Raw genomic sequence first — 20,967 nt, forward strand, 5'->3', positions numbered from 1 at the left:
CAGAAAAAATCAGGCACTGGTGATGGAAGCTACCACCGAAGCACGCGCTTTTCTCGACACGCTCGGCATCTCCGAGATCAACGCCGGCGGTTTTGACGGCGAATGGATTGGATCCGGCCCTCTGCTGGACGTGACGACGCCCATCGACGGCTCGCACATCGCGAGCGTGCGGCAGGTCACCACGGAGGAGTACAACCGTGTCGTGGACAGCGCGCACCAGGCGTTCCTGGAATGGCGCAAGGTGCCGGGGCCCAAGCGCGGCGAAGTGGTGCGGCAGTTAGGCGATGCGCTCCGTGCCCACAAGCACGAACTCGGTGCGCTGGTGACCCTGGAGATGGGCAAGATCCTGGCCGAGGGTGAGGGCGAGGTGCAGGAGATGATCGACATCTGCGATTTTGCGACCGGTCTCTCCCGGCAGCTCTACGGGCTGACCATGCCGTCCGAGCGGCCTGACCACCACATGAAGGAGCAATGGCATCCCCTGGGCGTGGTGGGCATCATTTCCGCCTTCAACTTCCCGGTGGCGGTCTGGGCCTGGAATTCTGCCCTGGCAGCCGTTTGCGGCGACTCCACCGTGTGGAAGCCGTCTGAGGCCACGCCGCTCACGGCCATTGCCTGCACCAGGATTGCGCAGCAGGTCTGCATCGACAATGATGTGAACCCGGCCATCTTCTCGCTGGTGATCGGCGACGTGCCGACGGTGGGCGAGCCGATGCTGGCCGACAAGCGCATTCCGCTCATTTCCGCTACAGGAAGCTGCCGCATGGGGTATCGCGCGGCGAGCGTGGTCGGACAGCGCCTTGGCAAGACCATCCTCGAACTGGGCGGCAACAACGCCATCATCGTCACGCCGCACGCCAACATGGACATGGTGCTGCCGGCGATTCTCTTCGGTTCGGTAGGTACGGCCGGTCAGCGCTGTACGTCCACGCGACGCATCATCGTGCACGAATCCATGCGCGAGGAGCTGGAGACCCGCCTGGTGCGCGCCTACAAGGATGTGCGCATCGGCGACCCGAGCGATCCCTCCACGCTGATGGGTCCGCTGGTCAATCAGCGCTCGGTGGATGACCTCATGCGGGCCAAGGAGCAGGTTGTTGCCGAGGGCGGCGAAATCCTGTACGGTGGCGAGCTGCTGGAAGGGCCCGACTATCCCGGCGGGCTGTACGTCACGCCGTGTATCGCGCGCGCCAAGAACGACTTTGCCATCGTGCAGAACGAGACCTTCGGGCCGATTCTCTACATCATCGGCTACGGCGATGCCAACTCCTCGCCGCGCGAAGCGGTCGATGAGCTGGAGGAGGCCATGCGCCTGCACAACGATGTGCCGCAGGGACTGTCCTCCGCCATCTTTACCGGCCACGTCCGTGAGGCGGAGTACTTCCTGTCCCACCGCGGGTCCGATTGCGGTATTGCCAACGTCAACATCGGCACCTCCGGTGCAGAGATCGGGGGAGCGTTTGGTGGCGAGAAGGAGACCGGGGGTGGACGCGAGTCCGGTTCCGATTCCTGGAAGGTGTATATGCGCCGCCAGACCAACACGGTGAACTGGAGCACGGAGCTGCCGCTGGCGCAGGGAATCAGCTTCGGCTGAGCTCCCGCATCGGGCGGTCGGAATTGTCCTACACGGGTTTGCGCGATCCTCTGATCGCCAAATCCCACATGGGCTTACAGGCGCGCGCGACCTGATCTGCTAGCTTGTCCAGCAGGATTAGTTATCAGTTTTCAGGTCATGGTAGTCGTCATTCAAATTCTCCGCCTGCTGCTTTTTACCCAGCTTCTGGGGCTCACCCCGCAAGCCGATCCGGACAACTGGCCGGCCGCGGCAGATTCCGCGGTCGTACGCTTGCTGGAAACGACTCTCGAGGAGTCGCCGGGCTTTGATGCCCAGTATCCATGGGCTCGCCCAGTGGATGAGGACATCCAGCAGTTCTATGCGGCCAACGCATACAGAGCCGCCTGGATGGACGGTCCCGAGCCGACCCGGCTCGCCGAGATGCTGATGCGGGAGATTGAAGCGTCTGAGCAGGATGGATTTCGTCCTGAGGCATTCGGGCTAACTGCCCTGCATGAGGCCACTGAGTTGGTGGAAGAGGATCCGGTGCCGCGCAATGCGGTCGCCGCCGAGCTGGAGTTCTCGCGGGCCTTCATACAGTTTGCCGGCGCGCACCTCGAAGGGCGTGTCGACCCGCGCGGGCTGGGGTCTGAGGTGTACCTGACCGTCCCTCGTGCCCAGATGGATTCGATTCTTACCGAGGTCCTTTCAGGGAGTCCGCCACGCTCGCTGCGCACACTGCTTGTGCCGGAGTCGCCGCGGTATGAGAACCTCGTGGATGCGCTCGCCCGGTATCGCGAAATAGCGGACCGAGGAGGGTGGCAGCCCGTTTCCGACGGAGATGAGTTGATTCGTCCCGGAGACCTGGACCCGCGCGTTCCGGCACTGCGGGCACGCCTGAGTGCCAGTGGAGACCTGGCATCGGGCGCCATGTCCGACTCGACATTTGATGGAGCGATTCAATCCGCTCTCGCGCGCTTTCAGGAGAGAAACGGCCTCGTGGTGGACAGTACGGTCGGTCCTGCCACGTTGGCTGCCCTCAACACCACGGTGGAGGAGCGGATTCGCCAGATCGAAATGAGCATGGAGCGACTTCGCTGGCTGCCCAGGGACCTGGGAGATCGCCACATCTTCGTCAACATCCCCGAATTCAAGGTCTACGGTTATGATGAGGGCCGTGAGTCTCTCGAGATGCGGGTGGTCGTGGGCTCGGAATACGGTGGTCGCGAGACGCCCGTCTTCCAGGATGAGATGGACCACGTGGTCTTCAATCCCTACTGGAACGTGCCGAGGAGTATCACCATGGGGGAGATTCTGCCCAACGTGAAGGAGGATCCGGGCTATCTGGCTTCCCGCGGCTATGAGGGTGTGGACGGCGACGGAGACGTGGTTCCGGGTGCTGCGGTGACTGTGGACGACATCGAATCAGGTGCTGTGCGCATTCGGCAGCAGCCTGGAACCAACAATGCGCTGGGTCAGGTGAAGTACATGTTTCCCAATCGCCACGCCATCTACCTGCACGATACTCCGGCCGACCACTTGTTCTCCGAGGCCGAGCGTGACTTCAGCCACGGGTGCATCCGCCTGGAGGATCCGCCGGGATTCGGTGAGTACGTGCTTGGTCAGGAGGGTTGGGGGCTGTTGGACGTCGAGAGTGCCATTGCTTCCAACGAGCGCCAGGTGGTCCGGCTTTCAGAGACCATCCCGGTGTACATCATGTACCTGACGGCGTTCGAGGACGATGGTCTCATTGCCTTCCGCGGTGACATCTATGACAACGACCGGGCCCTTCTGACGGCCCTGGAGCGATACGAAGGACAGGTGACGGCGTCAAAATGAACGCACGGAGAATCCTGCCTCTCACCCTGTTTCTGATCGCACTGTTTGTCGCCGTATGGCACTGGAGCGTGGAGAATGACCGGGCCCGCGTCGCTACGGCGCGGGCCCATGTCGAGCAGCCCGTGCTCGAGAAGGCACCCCCGCTTGATCCGGATGAAGCCGTTGAGCGCGAGGCCGAGCTGGCCGCAGCGGCCGGGCTGCCTCTCGAGCCGGCCGCCGTGGGAGATCCTCACGTGCCGGCCGTTTCCGAACCGGTGGAGACCGGCCCGAGGGCCAGCTTTGCCGTGCAGGTCAAAGACCTGGTGGTGCCGTACTCGGTGATGGGGCTGTTCGTGCTTCCGGGTGAGGAAGTAGAATTTGAAACCGTGTTTGAGCGGCCGGAGGCCGAGTACAGTCTGCTGACCGAGTCGGGCACTCTGCTGGAGGCTTCGGACGGGCAGTGGATCTGGAAGGCACCAGAACAACCGGGCTATTACCCACTGTTCGTCGAAGGTCCGGTGGATCGCATTCAGTTCAATGTGCTGGTCCAGGAGCCCTTCAGAAACGGACCCGCGCTGTTCAACGGCTACCGCATCGGGGCCTACCAGAGCAAGCCGCTCCGTGGCGACGTGCGCTTCAACCCGCCGGAGGGATTGATTCCGGTCACGGAAGAGACCGCAGCCGTACGCGTATCTCCAAGTTTCACGCTTGCGTCGTTCGCGTCCCACCAGCCCGGAAACCCGCGCTACATGATTCTGGACGAGCGATTGCTGATCAAGCTGGAGATGCTCCTGGACGAATTGCAGAGCGACGGGTTTGACGTCACCACGTTCACGGTGATGAGCGCCTTCCGCACTCCGTGGTACAACGCATCCATCGGCAACACCACGCGATACTCGCTGCACCTGTATGGGCGCGCCGCCGACATCTTCATCGATGAAGATGGCGATGGCCGGATGGATGATCTCAACGGCAACGGCCGGGAGGACATCGGCGACGCCCGGGTACTGTACGACTTCATCGACCGGATGAAGGAACAGGCCTGGTATCAGCCCTTCCTCGGCGGCATGGGACTGTACGGCCCCAAGCCGCACCGCGGGCCATTCGTGCACGTGGATGTTCGGGGCTACGTGGCGCGCTGGTAGTCCGCATGTAGGACGCGACAGACACCTGTAGGAATCGCCCTACGGGGCGACGGGCACGCGTCCTATCCGGACTCGCAAAATGGGCCTACAGACAGCCTGGGGCCGCTTTTGTACCATGTAAATGCGAGTCAATGATAGCTCGCGGCGAGTCAATGTTTCTGCTCGCGATCATGGATACAAGTACACTTGAGGGAGGAATAGACAGACATGCTGAGGGCGGCACTTTTACTTTTCGTTCTGATGGTCCTGGCGACCATCTTTGGCCTGGGAGGCCTCACGCTTGCAGCGCTGAAATTTGTCAAGACTGCGTTCATCATCTTCATGGTCCTGACGGCCATTACGCTTCTGTTTGAGCGTGCGGTGCCCGCGGAGAGCCACCGCTACGATTTTGAGTAAGGCAGCTTTGAGTAAGGCAGCGAAGAGCTGCGATGTCAGCCCCGGCGGATCCGCTCCGCCGGGGCTTTTCTGTAGGATCACCTGACACGGCTGTAGGACCCGCCTGACAACCGGAAGGGCCAACGTCCTAAGGCAGTAGGGACGGCCTGCCTACAGACCAACTGACGGGGTGCCCGTATACTTGAATCGCGGGTCGGCAATACGGCTTCGCGCTATTGATTGACTGACCGCAGCAGGTCCACAACCCATGATTCAGACAGCGACTCTACTATTTGTATTGACTGTTCTCGCCGCTGTCTTTGGCCTCGCAGGGCTGGGCGGCATGGACGCCGCTCTTGCCAAGCTGGCTTTCGTGGTCATCCTGCTTCTGGCGGTCGTGTCGCTGCTTCGCAGCCGACGCGCCATGCCGGTCACCTAGTAGTACACAAGAAGTCGAAGAAGGTAGAGATCGAACCCGCGTTCTAAGTTTCGTCGCGGGGATGGTGCATCGCCTGGCGGACCCGAGTCAAACTCTGGTCCGCCAGGCGTTTTCTTGGCCGGACCGAGAGTGTGTAGGAGATCACCTACGACGGACAGGGATCCAGTCCTAACTGCCTTTGCTGGATGGACTTACAGACTTTGTCTTCTGGCAGTGGTAGAATGGTAGTGCGTTCGGGATAGAGCGCGCCAGAGTTCAACAATCAAGTTTGGAGGACCCATTATTATGCTTAGGGCAGCCCTAGTTCTTTTTGTGATCGCCATCATTGCCGCATTGCTCGGCTTCGGCGGCATCGCAGGTGCCGCAACCGGAATTGCGAAGATTGCTTTCTTCGTCTTCCTCGTGCTGGCCATTATCTCGCTCGTGACAGGAAGAAGCGTCACAGCGTAGCGTAACGCGCCAGCTAACAGCTGCTGCCCTGGCGGATCGGGAATCACACCACCCGGTCCGCCAGGGCTTTTTTTGTGGGTACGGGTGCGGTGCCTAACGCAGTCTGGCCAGGTCTGCTTCTGCTGCGATGTACCCGAAGGCGGGCCAGAAGCCGGTGTCCAGCACGCCTGCGAACGTGGTCAGAGCGCGGGCCGTATCGCCCTCTACCAGGTAGTAATTCCCCACGCCGTAGCCCTGAGTGGCCATTTCGAGCGCGGCCCCATCGCCCAGGAGGCTGTCCGGCTCCATCATTCCGCGATACATGAGGATGCGCCGGTGGTAGCTGTGGTTCTCGAGGATTTCGAGTTCCGGCGTCACAAAGGAGACCGCCGCGTCCGCAAGCGTCTCCATGCCCTGTCGCCGGTAAGCCATGTAGAGCCAATCCGCGGCGGCGACCCGCATGTCATTGTTGGCGGCCAGGTCGAAGCAGGTCTTCATCGCCGCTGCGGCCGCGTCGAATTCGCCTTTGTAGTAGTGAGCCAGTGCGAGGTGATACCAGATGTTGGTCTGCAGCGTGGACGTGGGAATGCCGGCAGCATTGGGCTGGCCGTCCGGTTCGACCTCGTCCGGTTGCCCGTCGGTCAATGCCGCAGCGCGTTCGAAATCGGCGATGGCGTTGTCGAACTCGCGCACTGACAGATAGCGGTGCCCCCGGTGCCGCAGCAGGTGCGGGGAGTCCGGGTGCTTGTCGAGTCCTTCGGTGTAGGTGGCAATGGCGTCCCGGTAGCGTCCCATGTAGGCCATGCGGCGTCCTACCCAGACGTAGGAGTCGACTTCATCGGGAGCGGCGTCAAAATTAGCCTGTGCCTCCTCCAGTTGCGCGGTCTGGCGGGCCACCGTGGCGGAGTCGCCCGGGACCGGGAAGAGCGCATCGCCCAGGAGAGAGGTCGCTTCCGGCTCCGGGGTATCGAGCGGAGCCTCTGAGTCTGTGGATTCAGCGCAGCCCATCAGAAGGAGGGCAGTTGCGAGCAGGAGATGTTTCATGGTCAGTATCCGAGGGCGATGCCGCCCAGTAAGATGGCACCCTGGCCGACGGCCTCGCCCTGGGTTCGCACGTTGATTTCAGCTCCGAGGCCCAGACTGAAGTCCAGGTCTGCCTTTCCCAGCGACAGGGTCCAGCCGGCCCTGGCCGTGGGCTGGGCTACGGTGACTTTGGACTCACCGACGCGCCCATCGTCAATCCAGTCGATGGTCAACTGCCAGACATCCATACGCAGGCCTACCCACGGCCCGGATCGTCTGCCCTGCAGGTACCGGTGACCAGCCACGCCGAGACCGAAGCCGGCACCCCGTTCATCGTCATGTTCGCCCCAGTCGCGCCGGCTGGTCGCGTTCATTCCGGCGTGGATGTGGACCCGGGAAGAGTCTGCCGTGTCGAGGGAGTAGCGGGCGGTCACGATCACGCCGGCCGGGTAGGCTTCAAAGGACGGGCCTACCTGCTGCGCGGAGACGGGTAGCGCCAGAAGCAGGCAGAGGGGGAGCAGTCGCATGGAAGCAGTATACGTCGCGCATCTTCTCCCCATCTTGCGATTGCGCCTGCAACGAGTAAGACTGGGGACCGCATACTACCCTCAACCCCCATCCCGAGGAGGTCAGCATGGCACATCCCTGGCACGACATCCCCATCGGCCCCGAGGCGCCGGAATGGATTCAAGCGGTGGTGGAGATCCCGAAAGGCTCCAAGGTCAAGTATGAGCTCGATAAGGAGACCGGGCTGCTGCGGGTGGACCGCATGCTGTATTCGTCCGTGATCTACCCGGCCAACTACGGATTCATTCCGCAGACGCTGGGCGACGACAACGATCCGCTGGACATCCTGGTGCTCATGCAGGAACCGGTGGTGCCGCTATCGACCCTGCGGGCGCGGCCCATCGGCCTGATGAACATGCATGATCAGGGCGAGGGCGACGAGAAGATCATCAGCGTTCACCTGGATGACCCGGCGTTCAACGGGTACTACCACATCTGGGAGCTGCAGGAGCACCATCTGAAGGAATTGCGGCGCTTCTTCCTGGACTACAAGGTGCTCGAGGAGAAGGAGGTGGTGGTCGAGGACTTTCTGGGACCGGACAAGGCACGGGCCGTTATCCAGGACGGCATGGCGCGATACCGTCAGACAATCCGGGACTGACGGGCGATGGGAACTGAGGCCCGCGGGCCCTCTAGTCGATGTCCACCGGCCGCGGGGCTCGCACGAACAGCACCTCGGTGAGCTCGGGGTGGTTCTCGAATACCGCGGCTCTTCGTTCTTTCAGCCCCTCAAGATCGAATCCGAAGATGGTGAGGCAGGCCTCTCCGGACCGGCGGATCACCTCATCGCGATACTCCTCCACCGAGTCCAGCGCCAGGTACTGGATGTTCTTTTCGGAGACGGGCAGCCTTCCGGTCTCCACGGACGAGTCCATTTTACTCTTCTCCAGCCCCACACGACCCGGAGGCAGGGCTACGAACACGCGGATTTCAGCGTCTGCCCACTCGGGGTGGCCGACCAGGATATAGGCCAGCAGGATCATCATGTTGGCGTTGGTCGCGTCGTTCCACGTGATCCAGACGTGGATGGACTTGCGGTCGCCGAAGAAATTGTCGCCGTGCCGCAGGACCATGGAGGTCATGTCCGTCGAGGCCGCGAAAATGCAGGAATCGACCACGGATTCGCGGGCCTGAGCGTCGTCGTGCACGCTGAAGGAGAACAGCACGGTGTTGTTGGGCAGGCCGGAGATGCCAGGCAGCTGCAGGGTCTGTGCCAGCGCACTGGTCATCGACGGACTTACCACCGTGTCCATGTAGACCGGGCTCTTCTGCTCCCGGGCCAGCCGGATGAGTCTTGCGCGCACGCGCTCGCTCTCGAGGAAGCTCTCGCGCTGCAGCATGCCGGGGATGAAGTGCAGGTAGGTGCCGAAGCCCTGGCGTGCGCACAGCCATCGCATCAGGGCCAGAGGGGCCTTTCGTTCAAACGTGTGCTGATTGACCGATATGATGCTGGGTCGCCATTCCTCCGCGGCCTCTTCCGGAGTCCGCCGCTGCAGGCGCAGGTGAAACTTGCGGTTCAGCTGCGTCATCACCCCCTCAAAAATGGCCGCGAGGTCATTGCCGCTCTGGGATCGCCGCGCAATCACGATGTACATCGCCACCATCACGCCGATGGCGAGAATGGCGAACAGCGGATCCATCTGGAACATCAGCAGGAAGCACATCACTGCGCCAAAGAGACTGATGTACCAACGCGAGCGGAACGAGGGACGGTAGCCGGGCCGCGCCGCAAAGTGCTCCAGGAAGGAGATCGCGCAGAGGGAGCCGTAGGTGATCATGAAGAACATCGAGATCAGCCGGGCAACGATATCCACGTTACCCGCGGCGATCGTGATGAGGGCCACCACGCCCGTCACCAACGTGGCGTTGCGGGGCTCGTTGACGGAGCCGACCCCCCGCGATACCCAGCGGTTGGCGCGGCTCATCGGGACCGCATCGTCCGCTCCCAGCGCCTGCAGCGTGCGCGGCGCAACCAGAATGGAGCCCAGCGCCGAGGACACCGTGGCCGCAATCAGTCCCGCGCGAACCACCCAGTCGAACACGGCGATCTTGCCCATCACCATCTGGTCTCCGGCCAGTAGTTCGGCCGGTGCCGAGACCGAGAGCTTGTACACGATCGCGACGTAGGTCAGCATGCCGACAATGGTCGCTGCGATCGTGCCGCGAGGGATGGACTTGCGGGGATTTGCGAGATCCCCGGACAGACCGACGCCGGCCGTCATGCCGGTGAAAGCGGGGAAACAGATGGCAAATACTATGATGAACGGGTCTGCGTCGACGATCGTGCCCGCCAACTGGCCGCCGGGTTCGTAGCCGTCCACCGGCCCCCCGGCGAAGAAGGCCACCAGCGATACGCCGAGGATCGCCACGACCCCGTAGAGCACCATCACACCCAGGTCGGCACCCTTTGTAAACATCAGGACCAGCAGGAGGGCCAGGGCCGGCATCGAGATGATGCGCGGATCGAAGAACCCGAACCAGGACTGGAAAAAGGGTGCTACAAAGTCGAAGGCCTCGGCGAAGGCAATCAGGTAGAAGGCGACCGAAACGGCCTGCGAGAGGTACAGCGATACCCCGATAACGCTTCCAATGGTGGTGCCGAACGAGCGCGAGATGATGTAGTACTCGCCGCCACCCTCCACACGACGGTTTGTGGCGATCTCGGCCAGCGCAAGGGCTGTGGGGATGGTCACCATGTGCCCGATCGCAATGATCAGGAGCGCCCCGCTGAAGCCGACATTGCCCACCGCGTAGCCGAAGCGGAGAAACATGATCGCACCAAGAATGGTGCTGATTCCCGCGAAGAAGACGGGGGCGGTGCCGAAGCCGTGCCCTCGGTCGTTTTCAGCCATGGGTCAGAATCGCACGACGATGTTGGGGGCGATGCGGGTCTGCTTGCTCTGCCCTACGATACGACCCAATCGCTCAACGGGCTCAAACGTCTGTCGGAAGCGAAAGCCGAGCAGAAGTTTTTCCCAGAATGCGTAGGCCAGTTCGAGCCGCATGATGCCATTCTCGGACGGACCGTTCCAGATGTCCTCGATCTCGTCCATGTTGATGCGGTCGAAGGTGAAACGGATCTGGTAGGGCAGGTCGCGGTCGTAGACGCGCAAGTCGATGTGAAACCAGTCCGATGCGGCCTTATTCCAGGTGCGCTCGAAGCTGGTGCGAACCCTGTAGCGGCGGCGCACGGAGGCCTCCACGGCGATGAAACTGCCGATCAGTGTCTCGTTCTGTCCGGCCAACTGGTTGCGCTTCGACTGGAAGGCCTCGATCTCCCGGTCGCCTGCATCGACGGTGGCGCGTTGCACGCGTTCCACTTCGTACAGGGAGTTGAAGTAGGAGGGCAGGTACTGGCTGCCGATCAGGCGCTGCTCCAGCCAACCCTCGACGAACAGATCGCCGCGGCGCCGCTGACCGTTGAGGCCCAGAGACAGGCCCTGGCCGAATCCGACGATCTTGGCCACCTCCGAGTAGACAAGCAGCTTGTCAACGTGGCGATAATGGAGGGGCATGGCCGCATCCAGAGCGATCATAACCAGGGCGCCGTCGCTTTCGCCGGGCACCACGCCGATGAGCGGGTTGCCGACCTCATCGTCCGCCACATAGGGGACGCCTGCGCGGTCCGGGTTGACCAGGCGGCCCTGATTGTCGAGATCTCCGGCCAGTGTGGCACCGACGACCGCCTCCCGGAACCGGGAGTCCTGCCTGTCCTCAAACGGCCACACAGCGCCCCGCGCACCAAATAGTCCCGGGTCGGTGATACTTGAGAACAGACCCTGCAGGAAGACGTCGCGGCGACCCTGTGATCCGGTCACACCGATCTTGGGGTTGTCGACCGAGATGGTATTCCGATACTCGCTGATGAGCTGGCCATAGCCAAAGGTGACCTCCTCAATTTCGCCGCCAAGCACATGGCGAGGAGAGCGTTTGTCCTCCGTCTCAGGCTCTTCGCCAAACTGCACGAAACGGGCAATGGACAGGATGTCGGCCAGCGAGTTGTAGTCCTCGGACCGAAACCCACCCTGATTCACGCGAAACTTGATCCGGGCGCCGACCGCCCAGTCTCCCTTACTGAACGTCGGCAACAGGACCGTTGAGAAGAACGATTCCTTGTCGCCGGCCTCGTTTTCGATGCTGAGAAGGCCTATTTCGGCGTCTATGTCGGTTCGCCAGGTGGCTGAACGGGTAGAGTCCTGGCTCTGTGCGGAGTGCGCGACGGCAGTCAGGACCAGAAGCAGCAGGAAACGTCGATTCATGGAGGGCCGGGTACGTTGCGCATGGAAACAACCGCTCTATATTCAGCCAAGCAAGTCCACATGACCCATACTTCGATGGTGCGCAATTCCCTTACCGTTCTGCTTCTGATCTTCTTTGTCGCTGCGTTCACGCCGAGCGACGCGTTCGCGCAGCCGCGACTGGGTGTGCATGTCGGCCTGAACACAGAAGGCACGGACCTTCTTCTTGGCGGACAGGCCCAATTCGGCATTGACCTCGGAGAACGCTCCGGAATGGGTCAGCTCGGTTTCGAGATTTATCCGTTCATCGACGGTGCTTTTCTCTCCCGGATCAACGCCAACGTGCTGTTCAACCTGATTGAGAGTGCGGGTGCTGAAATCTACGGTGGCGGCGGCCTGATGATCGGCCTGACTCGCTTCGACGAACCCCTTCCCAATGGTGACGAGACGGATTCTGACATCGGATTCAACATTCTTGGTGGGGTGGTTCTCAGCGGCGCAGATCGCAACTACCGTCCGTTCATCGAACTCAATCAGACGGTCGGCGGCGGGACCGACTTTGCCATTCGCGGAGGCGTGTTCTTCAAGCTCGGTAGCTGATGCGGGCCTGTCTTCTGGCCCTGCTTCTGGCCGTTCCGACGGTTGCGGCACAGCCCGCGTGGCTGGATGATCACCGCGCCGATGCGGAGCGGCTGATCGAGGCCGCGATGGACGGCGAGGACTCCTATGAGCGCCTGGCCTACCTCACCGATACGTTTGGACCGCGCTTCAGCGGCACGCAGGCGCTTGAGGATGCGATAGACTGGATCCTGGCCGAGATGGAGTCTGACGGCCTGGAGAACGTGCGCGGTGAGCCCGTTATGGTGCCCCGCTGGGTTCGCGGCAACGAGTCGCTGACCTTGCTCGAGCCGCGGGAGGCATCGCTGGGCATTCTCGGACTCGGCAACTCCATTGGGACTCCTGCCGGTGGACTGACGGGCGATGTGCTCGTCGTCAAGACCTTCCGGGAACTGGAATCCCGGGCGGAAGAGGCCAAGGGCAAGATTGTTCTTTTCAATGCAGCGTTTCTGACCTACGGGGCCACGGTTCAGTACCGCACCCGGGGGGCGATTGAAGCGGCCCGGGTCGGTGCCATCGCGAGCCTGGTGCGCAGCGTCGGGCCACGCTCGATGTACACCCCGCATACCGGCAACTCTGCCTATGAGGAGGGGGTGCCCCGCATCCCTCACGCCGCGGTTACCGTGGAGGATGCGATGATGATGCAGCGCATGCAGGACCGCGGGCAGCCGGTTCGGGTGCGCCTCTACATGGAAGCGCGCCATGAGCCGGATGTGCTCTCTCGCAATGTCGTCGGAGAGATTGTCGGATCAGAGTTTCCGGAGCAGGTGGTCGTGTTCGGCGGCCACATCGACTCGTGGGACGTGGGGACCGGAGCGATGGATGATGCCGGCGGCTGCGTGGCTGCGTGGGATGCGCTTCGCCTCATGAAGGAGTTGGGCATCCGCCCCAAACGCACCATCCGCGTGGTTCTCTGGACGAATGAGGAGAACGGCCTGCGGGGCGCAAATGCCTACCGTGACACGCATATGGACGCGCTGGATGACCATATCGCGGCCATGGAGTCGGATTCAGGCGTGTTCACCCCGCGCGGATTCGGTTTCACCGGGTCGGACGCAGCCTTTGAAATTGTCCAGGCGATAGGCTCGTTGCTGGAGCCCATCGGATCAGACACGATTACACGTGGCGGCGGTGGCGCGGACATCGGCCCCATCATGCGCGAAGGCGTGCCCGGAATGGGGCTCCAGGTCGAGGGTCGGGAGTATTTCTGGTACCACCACACCAAAGCCGACATGGTGGACAAGCAGACCCCGGATGACCTGAACCGCGTAGTGGCTACGATGGGGGTCATGGCGTTGACGTTGGCGAACCTGGAGGAGCGGCTGCCGCGGTGAACGAGGTCGGGGTTGGCAGGCTGCTGGTCCTGCTTGGCGTGCCCCTCATTCTGGGGGGCGTCCTGCTGCTCCAGAAGTGGCGGCGGCGAGAAGAGAAGCCTGATCCCAAGGTCGCCCGCGAGCGACGCAGAAGGCGGCTTGCCTGGATAATGCCGGTTGTATTCCTGCTCGGGCCTCTGAGCGACACCTCTCCGGTCCGCTGGCTCGATGAGTTCTTCCGCACGCCCCTTCCGCCCGAGCAGGCCGGTCTCGTGGTCCAGGCGGGGCAGCGCGCCCTGTCAGACGGAAGGGTCGCCTACGACCGCTCCGACCGTGACGGCTACGTGCTCTACCTCAGGAACGACAGCGACTGGATTGTCACCAGCGTGTGGGGCACGATTGAGTTTGAGTTTGAAGGGCTGCCGCCTCGCTCAGTCTCCGGCCTGCTGCCCATGTATGTTCAGTCCTCTCGCCACAACGTGTCCTGGCCGCAGAGCGACTTCAGCTTGATTGAACTCGATCTGGATCTGGGCGAAGACCCCATCGCCCAGACACTGACCGTCGAGAGTGTGCGGGGGTACCGGCGCTGAGCGATTTGGCGACGATGTGGAATTCGGTGGCGCGGTTATGTTTGTGGCTTCTCTCGGCCGGTGAAGGTGGAGAATGGGGGTGGTTTTACACATGGGCCAGATTGCGCTCCGGCCGTGAAGTGTAATCGGGGGCCAGTATTACACGTCGGCGCCAAATGCGGCGCGCGCGAAGCCCGCCGGAGCGACCCCAACCTTAAAAAGCCGACAGCCTACCGTTGACTTTTCGTGAAGGGGCGGTTATTTCTCGCTGCCCCCTCCTGAATCAACACAGGCACCATGCGATCCACGATCCCCCTGTTCGTGGGCCTCATTCTGATCGCCCTCCTGACGCTGGTATGCTCGTGCCACGTGGAGCGCGACGTCCAGGCAACCGCCGACGCGGCCCTCGCGGCCGGCGGGTATGACTGGGCCACGGCGGAAGCCGATGGCCGTTGGATCACGCTGACCGGTACGGCTCCGAACCAGGATGTCGTCGCGGCCGCCGTGTCCGCGGTTCACGGCACCGAAGCTGTGACGGAGGTCTACGACCAGACTCTCGTCCACGAAATGAGCGACAACGACGTCGACCCGGTGCGTGAGGCGCTGAGCGACGCAGATTTCGGCTGGGTTGGTATTGAGCGGGATGACCGTACGCTGGAAATGTCGGGCGTGGCGACGGATGCCTCCCAGGCCGACGAGGCCGAGTCCGTGGCCAGACCTCAGTGGCCCTGGGGCCCCCTGGACAACCAGATCCGCACCGCGGAGACCGAGGCAGATCGCCAGCTGTTGGCCTGCCGGGGAAGCCTGGAGCAGGTTCTGGCCGAGGGTACCGTCAACTTCGAATCGGGGAGCGCGGCTCTCACTCCTGCGGACCGCCTGATTTTGGACCAGATGGTCTCCGTGCTTGACGACTGCGCAGACACGCGTGTGCAGATTGAGGCGCACACCGACAACACAGGTGGGTTCGATTCCAACATGACCTTGAGCCGCGCCAGGGCGCAATCCGTCGTGGACTTCCTGGTGCGGCGAGGACTGGATGCGAATCGTTTCACGTCCGTGGGGTACGGGGAGACCCGGCCCATCGCCACCAACGCGACCGAAGACGGTCGTGCCCGTAACCGCCGTGTAGAATTCCGATTCGGTCTGTAGCCATGTCGTATCTCCTCCTCCAGATCCTTATCTGCCTGCTCATTGCGTTTGCGATCGGCCTCTTCATCGGTTGGCTGATCTGGCGTAACTCCAATCGAGACCGTGTCGAGGAACTCGAGGCGGCGCTCAAGAAATGCCGGGAGTCAAAGGCGGCACCGGCAGCCGCTCCTGTCGTGGCTGCAGCTCCGGTACCCGCAGCCGGCGCTGCCGCGGCCGTTGCCGCTGCCTCCGGGGGCGGAAAGGACGACCTGAAGATCATCTGGGGCATCGGTCCAAAGATGGAGCAACTCCTCAACAACGCCGGCATCGAGACGTTTGCGGAGTTGTCGCGCACGCCAGTACCGCGCCTCCAGGAAATCGTGCGCGCGTACGGCTCAAAACGGCTCACCGACATCGCCAACGAGGAAGTCTGGCCGGACCAGGCCGCGATGGCCGCGCGTGGCGACTGGGATGCACTCAAGGCCTACCAGAAAGACTTGAGCTGGCGCGAAGGCGGCGGCAAGCCGCAATAATCCATGGAGCTTGAAAATGAAGTCCTGGTCGGCATTCTGGACTTGCTGGCCAGATTTGGTGGGCGCCTGATCGGATCGCTCACGATCCTCTTTATCGGGTTGTGGGCCGCGCGCAAGCTGTCGACGCTCTCCGGCAAGGCCACCAGCAAGTGGGATCTGGACGAAACGGGGATTCGTTTCGTAGCCAACATCGTTTTCTACGTGCTCTTTGCCGTAGTCGCGCTCATCGCGGTCAACAACCTGGGCGTGGAGATCTCGGCCATCCTGGCCGCCCTGGGTGCGGCCGGTCTGGCTGTGGGCCTGGCCCTGACAGGGGCGCTCACAAACCTCGCCGCCGGCCTGGTGATCGCCGTGCTGCGGCCGTTCAGCATCGGCAATCACGTGGAGACGTGCGATGCCGAAGGCGAAGTCGTGGACATCGACATCTTCTCGACGACACTACGCACGCTCGATAACGAGACCATTGTCTTGCCCAACGCCGAGGTCATTGGAGGGCCGATCACCAACTATTCCACGGCAGAGTTTGTGCGCGTGGAAGTGCCGCTGTCCGTCTCGGTGAACGCAGACCTTGACGCGGTGACCCAGCACCTGATGGATGCGGCCGCGGCCTGCAGCCGCGTGATCCCGGAGCCTGTGCCTGAAGTACAGATCTCCGAATTTGGAGAAAACGCCATTCGCCTCCAATTGGAGGTGTCGGTGCTTCCGGTGGATCGCGAGGACGTCATTTTCGATGTGAATCGTGCGCTGGGCAGCCACTATCGCGCCGGCGGCTGGGCACCCCGGAAACTGGTTCAGCTCCACGAAGCGCCGAGTGCGGACACTCTGTAAAGACGTGTGCGGGTGATTCTGTCCGGGCTTCGGCCCTGCTATCATCCGGCGTGACGCCGAACCGCTTCAGCACATCGTTTCTACTGGCGATGGGGAAAAACCCCATGCGCGCGCTCCTGGAAGTTGCTCGCGAGGACCGTCCGTTTTGTCGCCTGGAGTCCGGTCCGTTCCGGTGTTTCATTGTGACGGACCCGGAGGTAGCGGCCAAGGCCCTCACCGGCCCGGGTGAGCTCTACAGACGCACCCCGGATCTGGCGTTCTGGTTTCCCCCGGCGGGTGAGGGGGTCGCGTCCTCGCCGCATGAGAAGTGGAAGCGCCAGCGTCGACTCCTGGCGCCGTACTTCAAGGCTTCCGCGGAGGATCGGCTGGCCGCCATCACGGAGGGGGAAGCGAAGCGTTTGATCGCGCGTATTACGGACGATGGGCCCGTGGTTGATCTTCAGGCACTGGTCATGGAGACCACCCTGCGAACGGCTGTGCAGCACCTGCTTGTGAAGCCGTTTCCCGGTCCTTCCGGCCGCATCTCGGAGGCGATCCAGACCGCGATGCACTACGCCACCCCCGGGCGCGCCATACGCTACCGGGTCCTGGCACCGGTCAACAGGCCACTGGCCAGGAGATTCCTGCATCCCCGTGCAAAGCGGCGTGCTCTGGCTGTGCTCGATGCATTCGTGGATGAGATGATCGCCACGGCTCGCAAGGAAGTTTCGGTGCGGGCACCGCTGATGGAAGGCCTTCTGGACGCCGAGTCGATGGGGCTGTTGGATGAGGGCGAACTCCGTGACCAGGTGGCGACGTTTCTTGTCGCCGCCGTCGATTCAGTGGGCTCGGCCGTCACGTGGACGCAGTGGCAGCTCGCCCAGGAATCAGGTCATGCGGAACGAGCGGGCCAGGACCCGGTGCATGCCGAGGCCTGCGCGCTGGAATCGATGCGGCTGATCCCACCGCTGTGGATCTACTGGCGGGAAATGCGTCGAGAAGAAGAACTGGCCGGCTTGTCCCTGCGAAAAGGGGACCTGGTGGTCTTCGTTCCGTTCGTTGTGCACATGCGCCCCGACATCTGGCCGGATCCCGAGCAGTTTCTGCCCGATCGGTTTCTGAATGGCGCAGGCACCACGGGCATTGATGCCTACGCGTACCTGCCCTTCGGACACGGAGCCCATGCATGCCTGGGTCGCAGAATGGCGATCAGTGAGGCCCGAATCCTGACGCACCAGCTGCAGGAGCACTTTCGCTTCGAGCTGCAAGACCGGCCGCGTGGAGAGGCGCCGGTCGAAGTGCGCGTAGCGGTCCTGATGGATGGGGGGATGCCCGTGCGGGCGGAGCGGCGCTGACGTACGCGCGCCCGGCGGATGGGCCGTGAGCGCTCACACGCAGGGTCACTGTTGAGTCGGCACCGGCTCCGCCACCTGCTGATTGATGAAGAAGTTCAGCGACGGGGTACCGTCCGGGGCCAGTCCGAAAACCATGAAATCCAGGTCTCCGTCCAGATTGTAGTCACCGGCCACCAGGTCCCCGTTCAGCGCGCCCTGGAAGTCCAATTCTGCCACGAATCGACCTTCCTGATTGCGGAAAACCCGGCCAATCTGTTCGCCGAGGACAGAGGTGGCACCGGAGATGAGAATATCCAGATCCCCATCACCCTCATAGTCACCCCACAACGCTCGGCCACCCATGAGCTGATTCAAGGGCGTGCTTACAATTTCAAAATCCCACGGGGCCCGCTGCCGAAGCAACACCGTGGTGCCTACCAACAACTCGCTGGTCAGCGCGCCGCCTGATATCAGCAGGTCTCCCAGTCCGTCATTGTCGTAGTCGGCCCAGGCGGCACTCGAGAACATGAGGCCGGGCACCGGTAGCGTAATTTCGGCAAAGGAGTCCCCGTCATTGCGATAGACAGCAGTCACAGGGTTACCGATGTCCGCATCCCCCGTCAGGGCGAGGTCGAGGTCCCCGTCGCCGTCTGCGTCAAACCAATCGGCGTCTCCGAACATGGCGCCGGGAAGTGTAGCCAGCTCGACGAACGTGTCGTCGACGCGCTCAAGTATGACGGTCGCTGCCGCGTAGGGTGGTGCGTTCGTTGTGCTGCCCGAGATCAGTAGATCGCTGTCTCCGTCGCCGTCGATATCGGCAATTTCAAGGGGCCCGCCCCAGCGTGCGGCGGCACCCAAGCCGCCTGAGACCATACTGCCTTCGAAGTTGAAATAGAGCGTCAGGGTCGGTTCCCCAGAGTCCCGATGGATCCCGGTTACGATGGCGTCCGTGTCTCCGTCTGAATCGAAATCGCCTACGGTCAGTCGGGGGTCGAGCACAGGCTCGAGCCCTGTCCCGGTATTGGCCAGGCTCTTGAAAAAGAACTCTGCACCTCCAGTGGTTGTCGTTACACCCTGATCGGTGGCCCGGTAGACCCCGCCCAGAGGTTGCTGCCCCGTTGACCCGACCAGGAAGAGATCCAGGTCCAGGTCTCCGTCCAGATCAAAGAAACGAGCCTGCCCGCTCTCCATGCCCGCAAGCGAGTGGTTGAACAAGGCCGGCGCCGTGATGGTCGAAACTGCCCGTGCGGGATCGCCAAAAGTGAATGTGCGAATGTTCGTACTTGGGCGGGCGCTGAATCCGTCCCAGGCTACCACCGACCACGAGTAGACCTGATCCTTGCCGAGTACATCCGTGTCGACGCTCAGCGAAGGCGATGTGAGATTCGGGAAGCGCAGGGTGGTACCCGGTGCGCGAATATGCAGCGTATAGGAGACCGCGTCCGCGTCGGTCGCAGGCTCCCAGGAAAAGTCGATCGCCGTGCGGGAGGTGTCGAAGAAGGCGGCATCATCGGGCGCGTTCACCAGGAAGCGTGAGGGGGGAGGATTGAGGCCTCCCCCTCGGCCGATCATCAGCAGCTGATTCGCCGGCTGCCCGGTAAGTACATCTTCCACACCGTCCTGCCAGGTCACCCGGATTTCGTCAATCTGTGCCGCATCGCCCAGGCCGAAGTGCAGCAGGGCGTCCTGACCCTGAGAGACACTGCCGCCGCCCGGCACCATCACCTTTGTCTGGGTGAGCCCGCCGGCTGTGACTCGAACCCGGGCGCCGAGTCCCTGCCTGTTCGGGCTGGAATCGCGCAGCGCGATCCGGGCCCAGTTGTTGGTTCCATCATTCAGGAACAGGCGATTCCCGGAGGGCGATCCGAACATGATGTCGACCCACCCGTCATCATTCACATCGGCGGCAATGAACCGGGACAACACGGGCTGCACGGGGAAAACCTCCCGCCTGACGTCCACGAAGGTCCCATCGCCCTGATTCATGAACACATGATGCCCGCCGCCATCGGTGGTAACCATGATGTCGGTCCACCCGTCGTTGTTGAAGTCTGCGGCGGCCGAATGCCTGCGCCTGGCGGTCGGGGTGCCTTCAATTCCGGCCGTTCCCGAGACGTCCTCAAAGCGGTTGCCGCCCAGATTGCGGAACAGCTGATTGCTGCCGTTCTCAATGTCGTTGCGCGCATTTACGACAAAGAGGTCCTGCCAGCCGTCATTGTCGTAGTCCAGGAACACCGCACTGTGCGAGAAGCGGGTCGTAGCAACCTGAAACGTCTGCGCGCCCTCATTGAACCGGTCGCGGACGTGGTCATACACCAGCAGGCTGTTTCGGGTATTGCTGCCACAGGCTGCGACATACACGTCCAGGTCAAGGTCATTGTCGATGTCGTTGACGGCGATCCCGCAGCCGCCTCCAAAACTGTTGGTTCTCTTTGTCTGGGAGACGTTGGTGAACTGGCCACCACTCGAAGTCAGGAACAGTTCGTGCGCGCCGTCCGCTGAGCCTACAAACAGGTCAATCCGGCCGTCCACATCAAAGTCACCCCAGGCACCGCCAATAGAGAGCGTCCTCGTATTCAGGTTTCGTTCCCCGTTCGCCAGCAGGTACCTATAGGCCGTTGAGTTCTCGTAGTAGCGCGAATTGGGCGCCTGATTGAGAATCACGATGTCCGGCAGGCCGTCCACGTTCGGATCACCGGGAAGCGCAAGAAGCGGCGCAAGACCCTCGGCCGTGATGCCCGAGGCCCCGATTACGTTGATAAACGTGCCGTCCGGCTGCTGACGATAAAGTGTGCCTGCCTGGTAGATGTCGGATCGTCCGTCACCGTCCAGATCGGCGACGGTCATCCTGATGAGTCCGGTGGGCTTGTCGAGCAGTAATTCGCTTGCCTCCGTGAAGGACTGAGCGTTTGCGCTATGAGCGAGAATCAGGAGCGCGACGCCGAAAACAAGGCGCATGCCAAGGGCGGTTGATTGCAGTCTGCAAGGTCTGCGTTCGCGTGGCCAAAGCAAATACCGATATGCGTGAACGGTCGGCTGACGATGGTGGGGAGTCGACGTCGCGAACCGAGGTCAT

General features: G+C 62.4%; 19 protein-coding genes. 14 read left to right on the forward strand and 5 right to left on the reverse strand.

The genetic code is table 11. The features are described from left to right. The first annotated feature begins 22 nt into the window (after window positions 1-22). The 6 genes from JJ896_11495 to JJ896_11520 all read left to right on the forward strand — a co-directional run bounded on the left by JJ896_11495 (window position 23) and on the right by JJ896_11520 (window position 5,782). Window positions 23-1,594, forward strand: a complete 1,572-nt coding sequence (locus tag JJ896_11495) for an aldehyde dehydrogenase family protein (GenBank protein MBO6780267.1) — start codon at window positions 23-25, stop codon at window positions 1,592-1,594. A gap of 138 nt (window positions 1,595-1,732) precedes the next feature. Then, window positions 1,733-3,394: a L,D-transpeptidase family protein gene (locus JJ896_11500; GenBank protein MBO6780268.1), complete on the forward strand. Its 1,662-nt coding sequence runs from the start codon at window positions 1,733-1,735 to the stop codon at window positions 3,392-3,394. After that, a complete protein-coding gene (locus tag JJ896_11505; protein MBO6780269.1) occupies window positions 3,391-4,518 on the forward strand; it encodes a hypothetical protein in 1,128 nt (375 codons plus the stop codon). The genes JJ896_11500 and JJ896_11505 overlap by 4 nt, the downstream gene beginning before the upstream one ends. 240 nt (window positions 4,519-4,758) lie before the next feature. Further along, a complete protein-coding gene (locus tag JJ896_11510) occupies window positions 4,759-4,914 on the forward strand; it encodes a hypothetical protein (GenBank protein ID MBO6780270.1) in 156 nt (51 codons plus the stop codon). A gap of 247 nt (window positions 4,915-5,161) precedes the next feature. Then, on the forward strand, window positions 5,162-5,332 hold the full coding sequence (locus JJ896_11515) for a hypothetical protein (GenBank protein MBO6780271.1): 171 nt from the start codon (window positions 5,162-5,164) through the stop codon (window positions 5,330-5,332). Window positions 5,333-5,617: 285 nt separating this feature from the next. Continuing rightward, complete coding sequence (locus JJ896_11520; protein MBO6780272.1) at window positions 5,618-5,782, forward strand: DUF1328 domain-containing protein; 165 nt, start codon at window positions 5,618-5,620, stop codon at window positions 5,780-5,782. 93 nt (window positions 5,783-5,875) lie between these two features. On the opposite strand, the gene JJ896_11525 is transcribed toward JJ896_11520, so the two are convergent. Next, window positions 5,876-6,805 (reverse strand): hypothetical protein, encoded by a 930-nt coding sequence (locus JJ896_11525; protein ID MBO6780273.1) that lies wholly within the window; start codon window positions 6,803-6,805, stop codon window positions 5,876-5,878. 2 nt (window positions 6,806-6,807) lie between these two features. Then, the gene (locus JJ896_11530) at window positions 6,808-7,311 is read right to left on the reverse strand and encodes a hypothetical protein (protein MBO6780274.1); all 504 of its coding nucleotides are present in this window, start codon (window positions 7,309-7,311) and stop codon (window positions 6,808-6,810) included. A gap of 107 nt (window positions 7,312-7,418) precedes the next feature. Between JJ896_11530 and JJ896_11535 the strand changes: the two genes are divergently transcribed. Then, window positions 7,419-7,952 (forward strand): inorganic diphosphatase, encoded by a 534-nt coding sequence (locus tag JJ896_11535; protein ID MBO6780275.1) that lies wholly within the window; start codon window positions 7,419-7,421, stop codon window positions 7,950-7,952. A 31-nt stretch (window positions 7,953-7,983) separates the two neighbouring features. On the opposite strand, the gene JJ896_11540 is transcribed toward JJ896_11535, so the two are convergent. Both JJ896_11540 and JJ896_11545 read right to left on the reverse strand, forming a co-directional pair. Then, window positions 7,984-10,203: a hypothetical protein gene (locus JJ896_11540; protein ID MBO6780276.1), complete on the reverse strand. Its 2,220-nt coding sequence runs from the start codon at window positions 10,201-10,203 to the stop codon at window positions 7,984-7,986. 3 nt (window positions 10,204-10,206) lie between these two features. Then, entirely contained in the window at window positions 10,207-11,610 is a 1,404-nt protein-coding gene (locus tag JJ896_11545) for a hypothetical protein (protein ID MBO6780277.1), read from the reverse strand. 60 nt (window positions 11,611-11,670) lie between these two features. Between JJ896_11545 and JJ896_11550 the strand changes: the two genes are divergently transcribed. The 7 genes from JJ896_11550 (at window position 11,671) to JJ896_11580 (ending at window position 17,912) form a co-directional block, all read left to right on the forward strand. Beyond that, window positions 11,671-12,189, forward strand: coding sequence for a hypothetical protein (locus JJ896_11550; GenBank protein ID MBO6780278.1), 519 nt, complete (start codon window positions 11,671-11,673; stop codon window positions 12,187-12,189). Continuing rightward, window positions 12,189-13,541 carry a M20/M25/M40 family metallo-hydrolase gene (locus tag JJ896_11555; GenBank protein MBO6780279.1) on the forward strand — a complete coding sequence of 451 codons (1,353 nt, stop codon included), beginning with the start codon at window positions 12,189-12,191 and terminating at the stop codon, window positions 13,539-13,541. Before JJ896_11550 ends, JJ896_11555 begins: the two co-directional genes overlap by 1 nt. After that, window positions 13,538-14,110: a hypothetical protein gene (locus JJ896_11560; protein MBO6780280.1), complete on the forward strand. Its 573-nt coding sequence runs from the start codon at window positions 13,538-13,540 to the stop codon at window positions 14,108-14,110. The genes JJ896_11555 and JJ896_11560 overlap by 4 nt, the downstream gene beginning before the upstream one ends. A gap of 276 nt (window positions 14,111-14,386) precedes the next feature. Beyond that, window positions 14,387-15,238 carry an OmpA family protein gene (locus JJ896_11565; GenBank protein ID MBO6780281.1) on the forward strand — a complete coding sequence of 284 codons (852 nt, stop codon included), beginning with the start codon at window positions 14,387-14,389 and terminating at the stop codon, window positions 15,236-15,238. Between the two features lie 2 nt (window positions 15,239-15,240). Beyond that, on the forward strand, window positions 15,241-15,750 hold the full coding sequence (locus JJ896_11570; protein ID MBO6780282.1) for a hypothetical protein: 510 nt from the start codon (window positions 15,241-15,243) through the stop codon (window positions 15,748-15,750). Between the two features lie 3 nt (window positions 15,751-15,753). Then, the gene (locus tag JJ896_11575) at window positions 15,754-16,578 is read left to right on the forward strand and encodes a mechanosensitive ion channel (protein ID MBO6780283.1); all 825 of its coding nucleotides are present in this window, start codon (window positions 15,754-15,756) and stop codon (window positions 16,576-16,578) included. 104 nt (window positions 16,579-16,682) lie between these two features. Then, window positions 16,683-17,912, forward strand: a complete 1,230-nt coding sequence (locus JJ896_11580; GenBank protein MBO6780284.1) for a cytochrome P450 — start codon at window positions 16,683-16,685, stop codon at window positions 17,910-17,912. 45 nt (window positions 17,913-17,957) lie between these two features. Here the strand turns inward: JJ896_11580 and JJ896_11585 are convergent, their stop codons facing one another. Then, entirely contained in the window at window positions 17,958-20,849 is a 2,892-nt protein-coding gene (locus tag JJ896_11585; protein MBO6780285.1) for a VCBS repeat-containing protein, read from the reverse strand. Window positions 20,850-20,967 lie beyond the last annotated feature (118 nt).

This window comes from Rhodothermales bacterium (genome assembly GCA_017643395.1).
Lineage (GTDB): Bacteria > Bacteroidota > Rhodothermia > Rhodothermales > UBA10348 > JABDJZ01.